The sequence below is a fragment of the Nocardioides sp. 1609 genome (assembly GCF_004522105.1).
Lineage (GTDB): Bacteria > Actinomycetota > Actinomycetes > Propionibacteriales > Nocardioidaceae > Nocardioides.
Genome location: NZ_SPUJ01000008.1, coordinates 216,885 through 234,635, shown reverse-complemented (window position 1 = coordinate 234,635; position 17,751 = coordinate 216,885). Strand labels below are relative to the sequence as shown.

At 72.0% G+C, this 17,751-nt stretch carries 9 protein-coding genes; 8 read left to right on the top strand and 1 reads right to left on the bottom strand.

Features of this window, described 5'->3' with window-relative positions; translation table 11 throughout:
* Window positions 1-517 precede the first annotated feature (517 nt).
* Window positions 518-3,910 (bottom strand): M4 family metallopeptidase, encoded by a 3,393-nt coding sequence (locus E4623_RS20785; protein ID WP_167736783.1) that lies wholly within the window; start codon window positions 3,908-3,910, stop codon window positions 518-520.
* Window positions 3,911-4,118: 208 nt separating this feature from the next.
* On the opposite strand from E4623_RS20785, the gene E4623_RS20780 reads away from it, so the two are divergent.
* The 8 genes from E4623_RS20780 (at window position 4,119) to E4623_RS20740 (ending at window position 17,713) form a co-directional block, all read left to right on the top strand.
* Window positions 4,119-6,860, top strand: a complete 2,742-nt coding sequence (locus E4623_RS20780; RefSeq protein ID WP_134768477.1) for a DNA translocase FtsK — start codon at window positions 4,119-4,121, stop codon at window positions 6,858-6,860.
* Window positions 6,857-8,494 (top strand): helix-turn-helix domain-containing protein, encoded by a 1,638-nt coding sequence (locus E4623_RS20775; RefSeq protein ID WP_134768476.1) that lies wholly within the window; start codon window positions 6,857-6,859, stop codon window positions 8,492-8,494. The genes E4623_RS20780 and E4623_RS20775 overlap by 4 nt, the downstream gene beginning before the upstream one ends.
* A gap of 129 nt (window positions 8,495-8,623) precedes the next feature.
* The gene (gene rimO / locus E4623_RS20770) at window positions 8,624-10,012 is read left to right on the top strand and encodes a 30S ribosomal protein S12 methylthiotransferase RimO (protein ID WP_209020811.1); all 1,389 of its coding nucleotides are present in this window, start codon (window positions 8,624-8,626) and stop codon (window positions 10,010-10,012) included.
* The gene (pgsA, locus tag E4623_RS20765; RefSeq protein WP_134768474.1) at window positions 10,009-10,641 is read left to right on the top strand and encodes a CDP-diacylglycerol--glycerol-3-phosphate 3-phosphatidyltransferase; all 633 of its coding nucleotides are present in this window, start codon (window positions 10,009-10,011) and stop codon (window positions 10,639-10,641) included. Before rimO ends, pgsA begins: the two co-directional genes overlap by 4 nt.
* Before the next feature lie 134 nt (window positions 10,642-10,775).
* The gene (locus E4623_RS20760) at window positions 10,776-15,560 is read left to right on the top strand and encodes an ExeM/NucH family extracellular endonuclease (protein WP_134768473.1); all 4,785 of its coding nucleotides are present in this window, start codon (window positions 10,776-10,778) and stop codon (window positions 15,558-15,560) included.
* Window positions 15,561-15,582: 22 nt separating this feature from the next.
* Entirely contained in the window at window positions 15,583-16,065 is a 483-nt protein-coding gene (locus tag E4623_RS20755) for a CinA family protein (protein ID WP_134768472.1), read from the top strand.
* 84 nt (window positions 16,066-16,149) lie between these two features.
* Window positions 16,150-16,449, top strand: a complete 300-nt coding sequence (locus E4623_RS20750) for a helix-turn-helix transcriptional regulator (RefSeq protein ID WP_134768471.1) — start codon at window positions 16,150-16,152, stop codon at window positions 16,447-16,449.
* A gap of 49 nt (window positions 16,450-16,498) precedes the next feature.
* On the top strand, window positions 16,499-17,713 hold the full coding sequence (locus E4623_RS20740) for a hypothetical protein (RefSeq protein WP_167736782.1): 1,215 nt from the start codon (window positions 16,499-16,501) through the stop codon (window positions 17,711-17,713).
* Window positions 17,714-17,751: the final 38 nt, after the last annotated feature.

Below are 17,751 nucleotides of genomic sequence, written 5' to 3'. Positions count from 1 at the left end.
GGTCGGAGGTCTCGACTCGGCTCGCTGACGCTCGCCCTCGACCAGCGGGGTCCGGTGGTCGAGCCGCGGGGACGGAGTCACCGCGAGTCGAGACCTGGTGATGGGTGGGGTGGTCTCGACTCGGCTCGCTGGCGCTCGCCGGCTCGACCAGCGGGGGTTGCCGGTGGTCGAGCCGTGGGGACGGAGTCAACGCGAGTCGAGACCGGTCTCGGGTGGGGGTGGTCTCGACTCGGCTCGCTGACGCTCGCCGGCTCGACCAGCGGGGGAGCTCGGCAACCGGTGGTCGAGCCGCGGGGACGGAGTCACCGCGAGTCGAGACCTGGTGACGGGTGGGGTGGTCTCGACTCGGCTCGCTGGCGCTCGCCGGCTCGACCAGCGGGGGAGTCCGGTGGTCGAGCCGCGGGGACGGAGTCACCGCGAGTCGAGACCCGGTGGGGGGCCCGACCCGCGCTCGCCGGGGATGCGAGAGGCCCCGCCGATCAGGTGCTCGACGGGGCCTCGCTGGGTGTGGCTGGTGCTACTTGACCACGCGGAACGTGATCGTCTTGGCGGCGCTGACGCCGTAGTTCGGCGCGCCGGTGAAGCGCGCGACCACGGGGACCTGGCCGAGCTTGCGCAGGGCGATCGTCTTGATCGTCACGACGCCGCTCCGCAGGGTGCCGGTGCCGATGATGGCGCCGCGCGACTTGAGCACGACCTTCCCGTTGGGGGCGCCGGCGGCCGAGGAGACCTTGACCGTGACGCTGCCCTTCTTGCCGCGCTTGACGACCTTGACGTAGCGCACGACCTTGGTCGCGGTCGAGGCCTTCTTGATCGTGGCCGCCACCGGGGTCTCGGAGGCGCCGAAGGTGCCGTCACCCTCGTAGCTCAGCGTCCAGCCGTACCGGCCGGCCGGCGACTTCGCCGGGACGCTGATGGTCGCCGAGCCGTCGACCAGGGTGGCCGAGCCGACCGTCTTCGCGCCGCTCTTCAGGGTCACGGTGCCCGTGGCCTCGGTGGGAGCGGAGACGACGACCTTGCTGGACTTGCCGTACACCGACGGGTTGGGCTGGTGCTTGGCGGTGAGGTCCGCAGCCTCCTTGCAGACGCTGAGGGTCAGGTTGTCGAGGTACCAGCCGTCGTTGCCGCCACACCCGTCCCGACCGAAGTCGAAGCGGATCTTGACCTTGTCACCGGTCTTGGCGCCCAGCTTGGCCAGCGAGATGACCGACTGACCCCAGCTGCCGATGGTCTTGCCGCCGTCGGTGCCGGTGAAGCCCGGCTGACCCGCGAGCGGGCTCGTGTTGGTCGCGGACGTCGCCATGGTGGCGTTGTAGGCGTTGAAGAGGAACGCCGACGCCGGGACGGTGACGAACGCGCCGCCGTTCAGGCTGGCCTTCACGTTGCCGCCGTCGTAGCCGCCCTCGGTCGCGATGTAGTGGTCCACCGAGACGCGGGGGCTCTGCCCGGCCGGGATCGTGTACTCCGGGCTGGTGATGCTGTTGCTGCTGGAGATGTCGTCCTCGTTGGGGGCGCAGGCGCCGGCGTCCGGGTCGGGCGCGTAGGCGAGGCCGCCCGTGCGTCCGGCGGGGGCGTCGGTCGAGGCCTCCCAGTCGAAGCCCTCGGTGGCGCCCTCGGCGAGCACCTCGTCCTTCGTCCAGGCGTCGAGGCCGTTCTCGAAGTCGTCGAGGACGGTGGTCTCGGTGACCGTGCCCTCGCCGCACGAGCTCAGCGTGCCCTTGGCCAGCAGGGGCTGGAAGTTGCACTGGACCGGGTCCTTGCGCATCTCCACGGCCGTCATCGCCTTGGCGACCGAGGTGCAGTCGGCAGCGGTGATGGACGGCGCCGCGGTGGGCGTGGCGTCCACGGCGGTGGTCAGCTTGTTGATCGGCTGGCCGACCAGGTCGCTGCAGGAGGCCTCGAGGCCGTCGGCGGCCGCGGTGAAGTCCGAGGACGGCGACAGGTAGCTGGTCTGGGCGCGCCACCAGATGGCGGCGGCCTTGTCGAGGCCGATGCCGGCGATCGTCTCGCCGTTGAAGGTGCCACCGTCGACGACGAGGGCGTAGGCGTGGTTCGGGACGCCCGAGTTGCCGTGGACGCCGCCGCTGTCGGTCAGCAGCGGGTCGCAGTTGTACTCGGCGTCCGAGACCTTGCCGGGGTTGCCGTAACAGGTGGGGTTCCACATGTCGCGGATGGCGCCGCCGAAGGCCTCGGACTTCTCGCCGATGAGCCACCGGGTGGTGGGCGTGCGGGCCGAGATGTCCTCGGCCTTGATCGACATGGTGACCGTGCCGGCCGACTTGATGCGGGTGGCATCGGCCTGCGTGACCATCAGGGCCGGGATCGTCGAGGTGCCCGACATGTTGGTGGGCAGCCCGGCGGCGTTCTGGCCGACCACGAGGCCGGTCGCACCGGCGGCGACGGCGTTGTCGGCCTTCGCCTGGAAGCCGCACGTGCCGCGGTCGACGAAGGCGTACTTGCCGGAGACGGCGAGGGCGTTGGCGAACGGGCTGCAGCCGTCGGTGGTGCTCGGGCCGGCGGCGTCGGCGGCGTCGTTGGCGACGACGACCTGCGGGGTGACCGCCGTGGTGCCGTACGTCGGACCGAAGCCGAAGGCGGCCGTGCACGGGCCGGCGACGTTGGCGGGCGCCGTGATCTGGACCTGCAGCTTCGCCGCGGCGGTCGGGTCGCACTCGCCCACGGTGCGCTTGGCGTCGAAGACCTCGCCCTCGTCCTCGCGACCGTTGATCATGTCGAGGGTCTCGCCCCAGACGTCGGAGTACGACTCGTTGAGCGCACCCGACTGGTACTGGTAGATCAGGCCCGAGGTGTACTCGGTGTAGGCGTGGCCCCACTCGTGCGAGACGACGTCGTCGGAGGTGACGCCGTCGCAGTAGTTGGTCGTGGTGCCGTTCCAGTTGGCGTTCGGGCAGCTGATGCGGGGGTCGTTGTTGACCGTGCGCATCGTCGCGCCCTCACCGTCGTAGGAGTCGCGTCCGAACGTGTTCGCGAACATCCAGTACGACTCGCCGGCGGAGTTCACCAGGTTCTTCTGGTCCTGGTTCAGGCCGTCGAGGGACTGCCCCTCGTCCCACACCTGGGTGATCACGGGGGCCTGCGCGGTGCCGGTGGCCTCGTAGAGCTCGCGGTCGGTCGCTCCGGCGACGGTCGAGTAGCGGTTGACCGGCTTGCCGGTGTTCGCGTCGATGAAGACCATGTCGCGCACGTTCTGGGCGTTGGACACCTCGACGACGTAGGCGAGGATGTTCTTGCCGGTGTCGCCGCGCAGGGCGCCAGTGCGGTAGACGGACAGCTCGTTCTCGACGGCCTTGACGCCGGTGGTGTCGGCCGTCGTGCCCTTCTCGCCGGTGGGCGGGTCGGCCTTGACGAAGGCGACGGCCTTGGCGGCGGCGGCCTCGGCCGTGAGGCGCGGGTCGGTCGAGAGACCGGACACCGGGGCGGCGTACCCGGCGACGGCGGTGAGGTCGCCGGCCTTGTCGAGGTTGGCCTTCAGGGTCGCACCGAAGACCGGAAGGCCCTGGTACTCCTGCTCGAAGGTGACGGTCCACCCGTAGCGGTCCTGCTGGACGTCGGTCTGACGGGCCTGTCCGGCGCCCAGGCCGAACGCCGAGCCGAACTCGGTCAGGTAGGCCTCGGCCTTCTTGGCCGCGGATTCCCTGCTGTTCGCGTCGACGTCGGGGAGCAGGTCGGCGCCGGCGCCACGAGCAGAGATGAACCCGACCTTGCCGGTCGCGGACTTGGTGGTGATGCGGACGTTGCCGTCCGCGGCGGCGCGCAGTCGAGCTGCGGCCGAGCTGTCGTCACCGGGGCGCGCGGCTGCGGCTCCGACGGCGGCTGAGGTCGTGCTCGGCACGAGCGCGAGGCCCGTGACCGCGAGCGCGACGCTCAATCCGGTCTTGAGGAATTTCACGAGATGGGTCCCTCCGAGTGGGTATTTGACGGTGGAGTGTGTTCTAGACCACCAAACACGCACCTTAGGGACTTACTGACCGAATGGTCTACCTCCCTGGCGTGGTGGATCGGGAGGATTCCGCTGTGCGCGAGCGGAGTGACTGATGGGACCCGACACGCATCCTGTGGTGCGTGTGACGGATGTGGCGATCGCCTAGGTTGGTGGCATGGCGACCCGTACGTCTTCCCCGCCGGGGTCGCGGAGCACGAGCACGTCCTCTTCCAGCAGGTCCGGATCCTCGGGCACGGCTCGGAAACCGAGGTCGGGCGACGGTTCCACCACCCGGAGCGCACGGAAGACCACCGCAACCACGTCGACGGCGAAGAAGCCGGCGGCGAAGTCCTCCAGCAGCCGAGGGCGCTCCACGCCGAAGAGCCGCGCCTCCTCGCGCCGGCCCGCGGCGCGTCCGGCGCCCCGGGCGGTCCGCACGGGGACCGGGCCGGTCGCCTCGTTCTTCCTGACCCTCGCCCGCGGCGTCGTCGCCGTCTGGCTCGGCCTGGCGCACGCGATCGGTGCCGGCATCCGCGGCGTCGGGCGCTCGGCGCGCGACCTCGACCCCGAGCACCGCCGCGACGGCGCGGGGCTGTTGCTCGTGGCGCTCGCGGTCGTCGTCGGTGCCGCGGTCTGGTTCGTCGCTCCCGGCGGCGTCATGCAGTTCGTGCGCGCCGCCGTCGAGGGCACGGTCGGCAAGGTCGGGTGGCTGGTGCCGCTGGCCCTGGTCTGGTCGGGGTGGCGGACCATGCGCGACCCGGTCCAGCAGGGTCCGGCCGGTCGGCAGGTCATCGGCTGGGCGGCGCTCGGCTTCGGCGTCCTCGGGGTCGTGCACGTCGCCGCCGGCGACCCGCAGCCCGTCGAGGGCGACACCTCGCCGCTGCGCGAGGGCGGGGGAGCGATCGGCTACGTCGTCACCTCGCTGCTCATGGACCTGCTCAAGAGCTCGGCGGTCGTCGTCCCGCTGCTCGTGCTGGTCTCGTTGTTCGGCGTCCTCGTCGTCACCGCGACCCCCCTCTACCGCGTGCCCGACCGGCTGCGCGACTTCCGCGACCTGGTGCTCGGTCACCCGCACGACGCGACGTACGACCACGACGTCGACGACACGATCGACCCCGACCTCGGCGACCCGGCCTACGACACCCCGCTGGTCGAGGAGCCCAAGCCGAAGCGGTCGCGGGCGAAGAAGCCGGCGGTCCCGGACGCCCCGTCCGAGGGCGACGCCCTCGACGTCGCGCTCGGGCTGGAGCCGGAGCCCGACTACGACCCGTTCGGCGACGGCGCCCCGTTCGACCCGACCGGCACCCCGCTCGACGAGCCCACCGAGCGGGAGCGCACCAACCCGCGGCAGAAGGCGGTCCGGGCCGTCCCGGACGAGCCCGAGGCCATCGAGCCGCCGCCGCACACGCCGATCGAGCCGCGGATGGAGCAGCTCGCGCTGTCGGGTGACGTCGTCTACTCGCTGCCGGCCAACCAGGTGCTCAAGGAGGGCTCGCCCCACAAGGCGCGGTCGAAGGCCAGCGACGCGATCGTCGACAGCCTCACCCAGGTGCTGGAGCAGTTCAACATCGACGCCCAGGTCACCGGCTACACGCGCGGGCCGACCGTCACGCGCTACGAGGTCGAGCTCGGCCCCGCGGTCAAGGTCGAGAAGGTCACCGCGCTCTCGAAGAACATCTCCTACGCCGTCGCCTCGGCCGACGTGCGGATCCTCAGCCCGATCCCCGGCAAGTCGGCGATCGGCATCGAGATCCCGAACCTCGACAAGGAGATCGTCACCCTCGGCGACGTGCTGCGCTCGGGCACCGCCCGCGGCGACCACCACCCGATGATCGCCGGGCTCGGCAAGGACGTCGAGGGCGGCTTCGTCGTCGCGAACCTCGCGAAGATGCCGCACCTCCTCGTCGCCGGTGCCACCGGATCCGGCAAGTCGAGCTTCATCAACTCGATGATCACCTCGGTCCTCATGCGGGCCACCCCCGACGAGGTGCGGATGATCATGGTCGACCCCAAGCGGGTCGAGCTGAACGCCTACGAGGGCGTCCCGCACCTGATCACCCCGATCATCACCAACCCCAAGAAGGCCGCCGAGGCCCTCGCCTGGGTCGTGCGCGAGATGGACCTGCGCTACGACGACCTCGCCAACTTCGGGTTCCGCCACATCGACGACTTCAACAAGGCGGTGCGCTCGGGGAAGCTCGAGGTGCCGCCGGGCAGCGAGCGGGTGCTCACGCCGTACCCGTACCTGCTGGTGATCGTCGACGAGCTCGCCGACCTGATGATGGTCGCTCCGCGCGACGTCGAGGACGCCGTCGTCCGCATCACCCAGCTCGCCCGGGCCGCCGGCATCCACCTGGTGCTCGCCACGCAGCGGCCCTCGGTCGACGTCGTCACCGGCCTCATCAAGGCCAACGTGCCGTCGCGGCTGGCGTTCGCGACGTCGTCGCTGGCCGACAGCCGGGTCATCCTCGACCAGCCGGGTGCCGAGAAGCTCGTGGGCCAGGGTGACGGGCTGTTCCTGCCGATGGGCGCCTCGAAGGCCGTCCGCGTCCAGGGCTCGTGGGTCAGCGAGGCCGAGATCGCCCAGGTCGTCAAGCACTGCAAGGGCCAGCTCGAGCCGACCTACCGCGACGACGTCACGGCACCGGCCGCGAGCAACAAGGTGCTCGACGACGACATCGGCGACGACCTCGACCTGGTCGTCCAGGCCATCGAGCTGGTCGTCTCCACGCAGTTCGGGTCGACCTCGATGCTGCAACGCAAGCTGAGGGTCGGCTTCGCCAAGGCGGGCCGGCTGATGGACATCATGGAGAGCAGGGGAGTGGTCGGGCCGAGCGAGGGCTCCAAGGCCCGCGACGTGCTCATCAAGCCCGACGAGATCGACGCCGTCATCGTGACCATCCAGGGGGAGCAGTGAGCACCGACCTCATCGACCCGACCGTGTCCGACGTCCCCGACGACCTGCCCGAGGACGACGTGGTGGAGGTCCGCCGCGACGGCCCGCTCGCCGCCGTCGTCGGCGGTGTCGGCGCGGCCGTCGCCGTCGCCTACCTGGTGCGCGCGGTGGGCAGCGGCGCCCCGCTCGACTGGGCGCTGTGCCTGGTGACCGGCCTGATCGGCGTCCTGCACCTGGCGGCGTTCGTCGACTCGCGGGCCCCGCTCCTGGTCCTGGACCACCACGGCGTCCGGGTGCGCCGCGGTCGCGAGTGGCAGGGCGTGGCCTGGCCCGAGGTGGAGCGGGTCGAGCACCGCGCCCGGCAGACGCTGCTGCGCGACGGCTCGCTCACCGTCGTCACCGTCACCGGCGCCCGCCTCGGGGCGCGGCTGTCGCTGTCGACCCGGCTGATCGGCTCCGACTGGCACGAGCTCGGTCAGGCGCTCAGCGACCTGAGCGAGGGGCGGACCAGCGTCGTCGACCTCGCCGCGCCCACCGAGGCGCCCACCGCGCCGACCGAGTCGCCCGCCGAGGCGCTGACCGAGTCGCCCGACGAGACGCCCGCCGCGCCGGAGCCCGCGTCCCGGCCCGACGTCGACGACACCGCCGTCCGGGCACCCCGGACCGACCGGGACGCGACCTCGCCGGCCGAGTCGCCCACCGAGTCGCCCACGGAGTCGCCCACGGAGTCGGCCGAACCCGTCGCCCCGGCCGAGCCCGTCGCCCCGGCGCGCCGGCTGTCCCGCGGCCGTCGCAGCGAGGTGGTGCTCGCCCCGCGCGAGGTGGCCGACCCGGAGGCGACCGAGGTGTTCGTGCTGCCCGCGGCCGAGCCCACCACGCCGTCCGACCTGACCACGACCATCGTCGTCGACGCGGCGTCTGCCGCCGAGCCCGCCACCGCCCCGGTCGTCGGTCCCGAGCTCGCGGCCGCCCGTCGCCGGCTCGGCCTGAGCGTCGACCAGGTGGCCGACCGCACGCGGATCCGTCCGCACGTCATCGAGTCGATCGAGGTCGACGACTTCGCACCGTGCGGTGGTGACTTCTACGCCCGTGGGCACCTGCGCACGCTCGCCCGCATCCTGGGCGTCGACGTCGAGCCGCTGCTCGCGACGTACGACGACACCTACGCCGACGCCCCGATCGACCCCAAGCGGGTCTTCGAGGCCGAGCTCGCCACGGGAGCCGGCGGTCCGATCCGCGGGACCCGGGGTCGGCTGAACTGGTCGATCCTGGTGGCTGCGGTGATGGCGGTCGTGCTGCTGTGGTCGGTGGCCCGGCTGGTGATGGACGGGCCCATCCAGCCCTCCGACCAGCCGGTGCTCAACGGCTCGCCCAGCGGCCGCGCGCAGCTCAGCGGTTCCTCGGCGACCAAGGTGCCGGTCGTCTTCACCGCCGCGACCGGCGGCGCCCGGGTGACCGTCCGCGACGGCAGCGGCAAGGTCGTCTTCGACGAGGACGTCGCCTTCATGCAGACCGCCCGCGTCTCGGTGGCCCCGCCGGTGCGGCTCGAGTCGAGCGACGGTGGCCTCACGGTCTCCGTCGACGGCGACGACAAGGGCGCGCTCGGCGCCTCGGGCGAGCGTGCCCAGCGCACCTTCGTGGCCGCGCCCGAGTAGTGGTGCCCACCGTGACCGCCGGCACCCTCGGGCACCGGCGGTCACGCCCGTTTCGGCCGTGACCGTGCGGCACCGTCATACTCGGAGGCAGCCATGACGACCGACACCCAGTCCGACCCTGCCGAGACCCTGACCGTCGCGATGCTCACCCTCGGGTGCGCGCGCAACGAGGTCGACTCCGAAGAGCTCGCCGGACGGCTCGCCGCCGACGGGTTCCGCCTCGTGGAGGACGCCGGGCAGGCCGACACCGTGGTGGTCAACACGTGCGGCTTCGTCGAGCAGGCCAAGAAGGACTCCGTCGACGCACTGCTCGAGGCCGCCGACCTGAAGCTCGACGCCGGCCACGGCGGGCGCGCCCGGGCCGTCGTCGCCGTCGGCTGCATGGCCGAGCGCTACGGCAAGGATCTCGCCGCGTCGCTGCCCGAGGCCGACGCGGTCCTCGGCTTCGACGACTACACCGACATCGCCGGCCGGCTGCGCTCGATCGTGGCGGGGGAGACCCACCACGCGCACACGCCGTCCGACCGGCGGCTGCTGCTGCCGATCAGCCCCGTCGAGCGCCAGCAGCCGCAGACCGCACCGGTCGTGACACCGCGGTCGCGCCTGGAGTCCGGGCCGCTGGCCCCGTTGAAGCTCGCCAGCGGCTGCGACCGGCGCTGCACCTTCTGCGCGATCCCCAGCTTCCGTGGCTCGTTCGTCAGCCGCCGCCCCTCCGACGTCATCGCCGAGGCCCGCTGGCTGGCCGGCGAGGGTGTGCGCGAGCTCTTCCTCGTCTCGGAGAACTCCACGTCCTACGGCAAGGACCTCGGTGACCTGCGGCTGCTCGAGACGCTCCTGCCCGAGCTCACCTCGATCGACGGCGTCGAGCGGGTCCGGGTCTCCTACCTGCAGCCCGCCGAGACCCGGCCGGGACTGATCGAGGCGATCGCGACGACGCCCGGGGTCACGCCGTACTTCGACCTGTCCTTCCAGCACGCCAGCCCCACGGTGCTGCGCCGGATGCGTCGCTTCGGCGACCCCGAGAGCTTCCTCGGGCTGCTCGAGCGGGTCCGCGCCCTCGCCCCGGAGGCCGGGGTGCGCTCCAACGTCATCGTCGGCTTCCCCGGCGAGACCGACGACGACCTGCAGGTGCTCTGCGACTTCCTCGAGGCCGCCCGGATGGACGTCACCGGCGTGTTCGGCTACTCCGACGAGGACGGCACCGAGGCCGCGGGCTTCGAGGAGTCGCTCAAGCTCGACCCCGACGAGGTGTGGGAGCGCACGCAGCGGGTCACCGCGCTGGTCGAGGAGCTCAACGCGCAGCGCGCCGAGGAGCGGGTCGGCGAGCACGTCGTCGTCCTCGTGGAGGACGTCGAGGACGGCGTGGCCGAGGGCCGCGCCGACTTCCAGGGCCCCGAGGTCGACGGCACCACGTCGCTGACCGAGGGCTCGTACGCCGTGGGCGACCTCGTCCCGGCGGTCGTGACCGGCACCGACGGGATCGACCTCGTGGCCCGGCCGACCGGGGCCGCTCGATGACCGACGGCGTCGCGGGGGCCGACGGGTCGGCGTCCGCGAGGCCGGTGAGCAACTGGAACCTCCCCAACGCCCTGACCATGCTGCGGATCGTCCTGGTGCCGGTCTACGGCTGGTTCCTGCTCGGCCACGACCACGACTCGATCCTGTGGCGCACGCTGGCGTGGGGTGTCTTCGCCGTCGCCATGATCACCGACAAGGTCGACGGCGACATCGCCCGCGCCCGGGGGCTGGTCACCGACTTCGGCAAGATCGCGGACCCGATCGCCGACAAGGCGATGACCGGGATGGCCTTCGTCGCCCTGTCGGTCACCGGCGACATCTGGTGGGCGGTGACCATCGTCGTGCTGCTCCGCGAGTGGTCGGTGACCCTGCTCCGCCTCAGCGTCGCCAAGGACGTCGTCATCGCGGCCGCCCGCAGCGGCAAGATCAAGACGATCCTCCAGGTCTTCGCCCTCGGCGGCCTCACGCTGCCCGGCCGCCAGGTCGACGGCTGGCTCGACGTCCCGGGCGACGTCTTCTACTACCTCGCCCAGGCCTTCCTCGCCGCCGCGGTCGCGATGACGCTCTGGTCGGGCTACGAGTTCTTCCGCGACTACGCGCGCCAGCGCCGTCAGACGTCCGTCGGATGACCGTCTGTACGTGAAGTTTTGGTTTCGCGTTCGCCCAGACCTGGCTTTTCGTCCTCGCGCCCCGGATAGTTTGCAGACCTTCCCCGGTAGCAGTGCTCGTCGTTCACCCATCCCCTTCGAAGGGTTCCTCTTTCGTGTCCAAGCACGTCTTCGTGCGGCGCGGCCTCACCGGTGTCATCACCGGTGCCCTCGCTGCCGCACCACTAGCGCTCGGCTTCGCGGCCGCGCCGTCCCAGGCAGCAGGTCCCGGCCTGGTCATCAACGAGGTCTACGGCGGAGGTGGCAACAGTGGCGCGGTGTTCCGCAGCGACTTCATCGAGCTGAAGAACACCTCTGCCGCCGACGTGTCGCTGGACGGCAAGAGCCTCCAGTACCGCTCCGGCGGCGGCCTCGGCGTGCCCGGGTCGAGCAACGTCTTCACCCTGCCCGCCGTGACCGTGCCCGCCGGCCAGACCTTCCTGGTCAAGGCCGCGAGCGGCACCGGCGGCACGACCGACATCCCGGCGCCGGACGCGACGTCCGCCCTGGCGTTGAGCGGCACCGGCGGCCAGGTCTTCCTGGCCAACACCACTGCCCCGGTCGACCCCAACGTGCCGGCCGGTGCTGCCGGATCGTCGTTCTCGTCCCTCGTGCTCGACTTCGTCGGCTGGGGCGCGACCACCACGAGCTTCGAGGGCACGGTCGCCGCGGCGACCACCAACCCCTCGTCGGTCAGCCGCAACGCGGCCGGCGCCGACACCGACGTGAACTCCGCCGACCTGGCGGTGACGAACCCGCCGACGCCCCTGGCCTGCACGGCCTGCACCGTCGAGGAGCCCGAGCCCGGTGACCCCGAGGCGACGATCGCCGAGGTCCAGGGCACCGGCGCCGCCTCGCCGCGTGCCGGCGACACGGTCACGACCCAGGGTGTCGTGACCGCCCTCTACCCGGGGTCGCTCAACGGGTTCTACCTCCAGACCGGCGGCACCGGCGGTGCCACCGACGCGACCCCCGGCGCCTCCGACGCGATCTTCGTCTACGGCGGCGGCGCCTTCGACGGCGGCGGCCTCGCGATCGGCGACTCCCTCGAGGTGACCGGCCAGGTGTCCGAGTTCTCGGGCAGCACCCAGATCACCGCAGCCGCCGACGGCATCACCGAGGTCACGCCCGCGTTCGCCCCGGTGACCCCGCTGGCCATCGCCTACCCGACCACCGAGGTCGACCGCGAGGCGCACGAGGGTGAGCTGCTCGCTCCGACCGACACCTTCACGGTCACCAACACCTTCGGCACCAACCAGTACGCCGAGATCGGCCTGGCCACCGGCGACCAGCCGCTGATCCAGCCCACCGAGGTCGCAGCCGTCGGCACGCCGGCCTACGACGAGGTCGTGGCCGACAACGCCCGGCGCGCGGTGACGCTCGACGACGGCGCCAGCATCAACTTCCTGCCCTTCGGCGGCGGTGACAACCAGAACATCCCGCTGCCGTGGCTCTCGCGCACCAACGCGATCCGCGTCGGCGCCGAGGCGACGCTCGAGGCGCCGGTCGTGCTCGAGTACCGCAACAGCGCCTGGAAGTTCCAGCCCACCGAGGCCGTCACCGACGAGGGCACCGACGTCGCGACGTTCGAGGACACCCGGGCGCAGAACCTCGCCCCGCAGGACGTCGGCGGCTCGATCAAGCTCGGCACGTTCAACGTGCTCAACTACTTCAACACCACCGGCGCCGAGTTCGTGAGCCGCGGCGGCACCTGCACCTACTACGACGACCGCGAGGGCGACCCCGTCGCTGTCAACACGTGCACGCCCAACGGTCCCCGCGGCGCCGCCGAGCTCGGCGACTTCCGTCGCCAGCAGGCCAAGATCGTCCGCGCCATCAACACCATGGACGCCGACGTCGTCTCCCTCGAGGAGATCGAGAACTCGGTCAAGCTGCTCGGCGAGACCGACCGCGACGACGCGGTCCGCTCCCTCGTCACCGCGCTGAACGCCGACGCCGGCACCCGCCGCTGGGCCTTCGCGCCCAGCCCCGCGGCCGCCGACCTCCCGCCGGTCGCGTCGCAGGACGTCATCCGGACCGCCTTCATCTACGACCCGACGGTCGTCAGCCTCGCCGGGGCGTCCAAGGTGCTCGTCGGCTCGACGGCGTTCACCAACGCGCGCCAGCCGCTCGCCCAGGCCTTCAAGCCGGTCGGCACGGGTGACGCCGAGGCGTTCGCCGTGGTCGTCAACCACTTCAAGTCCAAGAGCAACAGCACCCCGCCGGCCACCGGCGACAACGCCAACGGACCCCAGGGTGCCTTCAACGGCGACCGGGTGCGCCAGGCCCAGGCGCTGACGACGTTCGCCAACCAGTTCGCGACCGACCGCGGCATCGAGAAGGTCTTCCTCACCGGTGACTTCAACGCCTACTCGGCCGAGGACCCGGTCACGGCGATCAAGGCGGGCGGGTTCACCCAGGTCGAGTCCGACACCGAGGGCGACTACTCCTACAGCTTCAGCGGGCTGGCCGGCTCCCTCGACCACGTGTTCGCCAACGAGGCGGCGCTGGACATGGTGACCGGTGCCGACGTGTGGGAGATCAACGCCAACGAGTCGATCGCCTTCCAGTACAGCCGCCGCAACTACAACGTGACGCAGTTCTTCTCGGCTGCCGACCCGTTCGCGGCCTCCGACCACAACCCGGAGATCGTCGGCCTGCAGCCCGATGCGCCCACGACCACCGAGGTGCAGCTGCTCGCCACCAACGACTTCCACGGCCGTCTGCTGGCCAACGGCGCCGAGGGCGGTGCCGCGGTCCTGTCGGGCGCGGTCAAGCAGCTCGACGCCGAGAACCCGAACTCGCTGTTCGTCGCGGCCGGCGACCTGATCGGCGCCTCGACGTTCGAGTCGTTCATCCAGGACGACGAGCCGACCATCGACGCCCTCAACGAGGCCGGTCTCGACGTGTCGGCCGCCGGCAACCACGAGTTCGACAAGGGCTACGAGGACCTCGTGGGCCGGGTCGAGGACCGTGCGGACTGGGAGTACATCGCCGCCAACATCGAGGAGCCCGCGGGTCGCGACGACCTCGCCGAGAGCTGGACCCAGACCTTCGGCGACATCGAGGTCGGGTTCGTCGGAGCGGTCACCGAGGACCTCCCCACCCTGGTCGCCCCCGACGGCATCGAGGGCGTCACCGTCACCGACATCGTCGAGGCCACCAACACCGAGGCCACGGCGCTCAAGGCGGCCGGCGCCGACCTGGTCGTGCTGCTCGTCCACGAGGGCGCCCCGTCGACGGCGTACGCCGACGCGGTCGACCCGGACAACGCGTTCGGCGCCATCGTCACCGGCGTCAGCGCCGACGTCGACGCGATCGTCTCGGGTCACACGCACCTGGCCTACAACCACTCCGTGCCCGTGCCGGCGTGGGTGAGCGAGGGTCGGGCCGTCACCGAGCGGCCGGTCGTCTCTGCCGGTCAGTACGGCAGCAACCTCAACCAGCTGAAGTTCCAGTTCGACGCCGACGGCGACGTCACGGCCAAGTCGCAGGGCATCCTGCCGCTGACCACCGACGTCGACGGCAGCGGACCGGGCACGGTCTTCACCGCCAACTACCCCGTCGACGCCCCCACCAAGGAGATCGTCGACGCCGCCGTCACCGAGGCCAACGTGCTCGGTGCCGTCAAGGTCGGTGAGATCGAGGGGCCGTTCTACCGGGCCAAGCTGGCCGACGGCGCCACCGAGAACCGCGGTGGCGAGTCGACGCTCGGCAACCTCGTCGCCGAGATCCAGCAGTGGGCGACCGAGACCCCCGAGGCCGGGTCCTCGCAGATCGCGTTCATGAACCCGGGCGGCCTGCGCGCCGACCTCGTCGGCACCTTCCCGGCGACCCCGGCCGTGGTCAACTACCGCCAGGCCGCGACGGTCCAGCCGTTCGCGAACACCCTGGTCAACACGACCCTGACCGGAGCGCAGCTCGAGGAGGTGCTCGAGGAGCAGTGGCAGCCCGCCGGCTCGTCGCGTCCGTTCCTCAAGCTCGGCATCAGCGAGGGCTTCACCTACTCCTACGTGCCGCCGGCAGCAGGAGCGCCCGCCGGCGCCAAGGGTGAGGTCATCGGGATGTGGCTCGACGGCGTCGCCGTGAGCGACACCAGCTCCTACTCGGTGACGGTCAACTCGTTCCTCGCCGCAGGCGGGGACGGGTTCTCGACCCTCGCCGAGGGGTCAGGCACCCGCGACACCGGCAAGAGCGACCTGCAGGCGCAGGTCGACTACTTCGACGAGTTCGCCAGCACCACCGCCCTGCCGGTCGACTACAGCCAGCGTGCCGTCGGTGCGACCTTCCCGGCCGGGGCCCCGGCGACCTACGCACCGGGTGACGACGTCGCCTTCGACCTGTCGTCGCTGTCGATGACCGGCCCGAACGACACGAAGGACACCAGCGTCGAGGTCACCCTCGACGGTGCCTCGCTCGGCACCTTCCCGGTCACGACCACCGTCCTGGCGGCGCTGCCCGGCTACGACGAGGCGGGCACCGCCTCGGTCTCGGTCACGCTGCCCTCCGGCCTTGCTGCCGGGGAGCACGAGCTCCTCGTGACCGGTGCCGCGACCGGCACCGAGGTGGCGGTCCCGGTGACCGTCGAGGGCACCGACGAGCCCCAGACCCCGGTCGTCGCCAAGGTGACGGCCGACGTCAGGCCGGACAAGGTCAAGGTCGACAAGACCCGGGCCCGCGTCGTCGTGACCGTCCGCGGTGACGGCAAGGCGCTCTCCGGCTGGGTGCGGGTCAAGGTGACCGGCCAGAAGGTCAAGGTCGTCAAGCTCGTCAACGGCCGCGCGGTGGTCACGCTGGCCCCGTTCGCGAAGGTCGGCAAGAAGACGGTCACGGTCCGCTACAACGGCTCCGGTGACATCAAGGCCGTCACGAAGACGCTGTCGTTCCGCGTGGTCAGGTGACACCACGCGCACACGACGCACGATGAACGCCCTCCCGGAGCGGGTCCACGACCTGCTCCGGGAGGGCGGCTCCACCCTGGCGACCGCCGAGTCCCTGACCGGCGGTCGCCTGGCCGCGCTGCTGACGGCCGTCCCCGGCGCCTCCGCGACCTATCGCGGGGGCGTCGTCGCGTACGCGAGCGACGTCAAGACCTCGGTGCTCGGTGTGCCCCAGGACCTCGTCGACCGGGTCGGTGTCGTCTCCGCCGAGTGTGCGGCCGCGATGGCCGAGGGGGTGCGCCGGCTCATCGGGGCGACGTACGGCGTGGCGACGACCGGCGTCGCCGGGCCCGCCGAGCAGGAGGGCAAGGCGCCCGGCACCGTCTTCGTCGCCGTGGCCGGCCCCGGGGGTGGACCGACCCTGGCCCTCGAGCTGCCCGGCGGCCGCGACCAGGTGGTGGACCGGACGTGCGAGGAGGCCCTGTCGGCGTTGCTGTCGCTCCTCGCATCCACAGGTCTGAGATGATCGGACCGGAAGAAACGTGGCTCGGGTAGCGTTGGCCCACCACACGACCTGCTACGCCGTTCGACTCGACACGGAGGGATCCAGATGGTGCTCTTCCGCCGCCTGCTCGGCGACGTGCTCCGCGAGCGCCGCATGCAGCTGGGCATGACCCTGCGTGAGGTGTCGGCCGAGGCCCGCGTGAGCCTGGGCTACATCTCCGAGATCGAGCGTGGTCAGAAGGAAGCCTCCTCCGAGCTGCTCGCCTCCCTGTGCAGCGCGCTGGACGCGCCGCTGTCCGAGGTGCTGCGCGAGGTCTCCGACGCCGTCGCCGTCGAGGAGGCCGCCGCCGCGCTCATCACCATCCCGGTCAAGCGTCGCGACCCGGTCGTCGCCTCCGCCGCCTGACCTGTCCGAGCCGGCCCCGGCGGTGACCGCTAGGCCCTACGCTGTCGCGATGGACGCCACCCGACCTCGCGCCGCCCTCGCCGGCGTGGCCGCGGCTCTCGCGCTCCTCGTCTCGGGATGCCAGTCAGCGGGGTCCGAGCCGGACGCCGCGGTGCCCGCCACCGCCGTCGAGGTCCCCTCGGAGTCGCCCTCCGCGCACCCGGCCGGGCACGGCGCCCACACCGGTGCCGAGCCCGCCCGCGAGGTCCCCCTGCGCCGGGGGGAGCGCCGCGCCACGCTCGCCATGCCGGCGGCGTACACCCCTGCGGCGCCGTACGGCACCGGCACCGACGACTACCGCTGCTTCCTCCTCGACCCCGGGCTCGCCGAGGACACCTGGCTCACCGGCACGACCGTGCTGCCCGGGGACCCCGCGGTCGTGCACCACGTGATCCTGTTCCAGGTCCCGCCCGGCGACGTCGCCGCCGCCGAGTCGAAGGACGCCGCCGACGACGGACAGGGCTGGACCTGCTTCGGCGGCACCGGGCTCGACGACTTCCAGGACGTCGACGACGCCGACTGGATCGGCGCCTGGGCGCCCGGCGGCGAGGAGGCGGTGCACAAGTCCGGGTACGGCGTGCGGCTGGAGGCCGACAGCCGGATCGTCATGCAGGTCCACTACAACCTGCTCGCCGGACCGGCGCCCGACGTCTCCGCCGCGCAGCTGCGGCTTGCCTCCGGCACCCGCGACCTGGAACAGCTCCACACCATGCTGCTCCCGGCCCCGGTCGAGCTGCCGTGCCGCCCGGACCACGCCGACGGCCCGCTGTGCGACCGCACCGCGGCGACGTTCGACCTGATGTCCCGGTTCGGCGACGAGGGGGGCCGCACCGCCGGCGCGCTCCACCTCCTGTGTGGCGGCGCGCCCGACCCCGGTCCCGTCCAGTCCTGCACCCGCACCCTGAACCGGCCGATGACGATCCACGGGAGCGGCGGGCACATGCACCTGCTCGGCCGCGAGATCACGATCGAGACCAACCCGGACACCCCGCAGGCGCGCACGGTGCTCGACGTCCCCGTGTGGGACTTCGACGACCAGGGCTCGCGCCCCGTGGAGCCGGTCGCGCTGCGGGCCGGCGACACCGTCACGGTGACCTGTCGGCACGACCAGGCGCTGCGGGACGTGCTGCCCGCCTTCGAGGGCCAGCCCGACCGCTACGTCCTGTGGGGCGAGGGGACGACCGACGAGATGTGCCTGGGCATGCTGCAGGTGACCTTCCCGTAGGCCCCGGGCCCGGCCGGCCCGGCCGGCCCGGCGCGGCC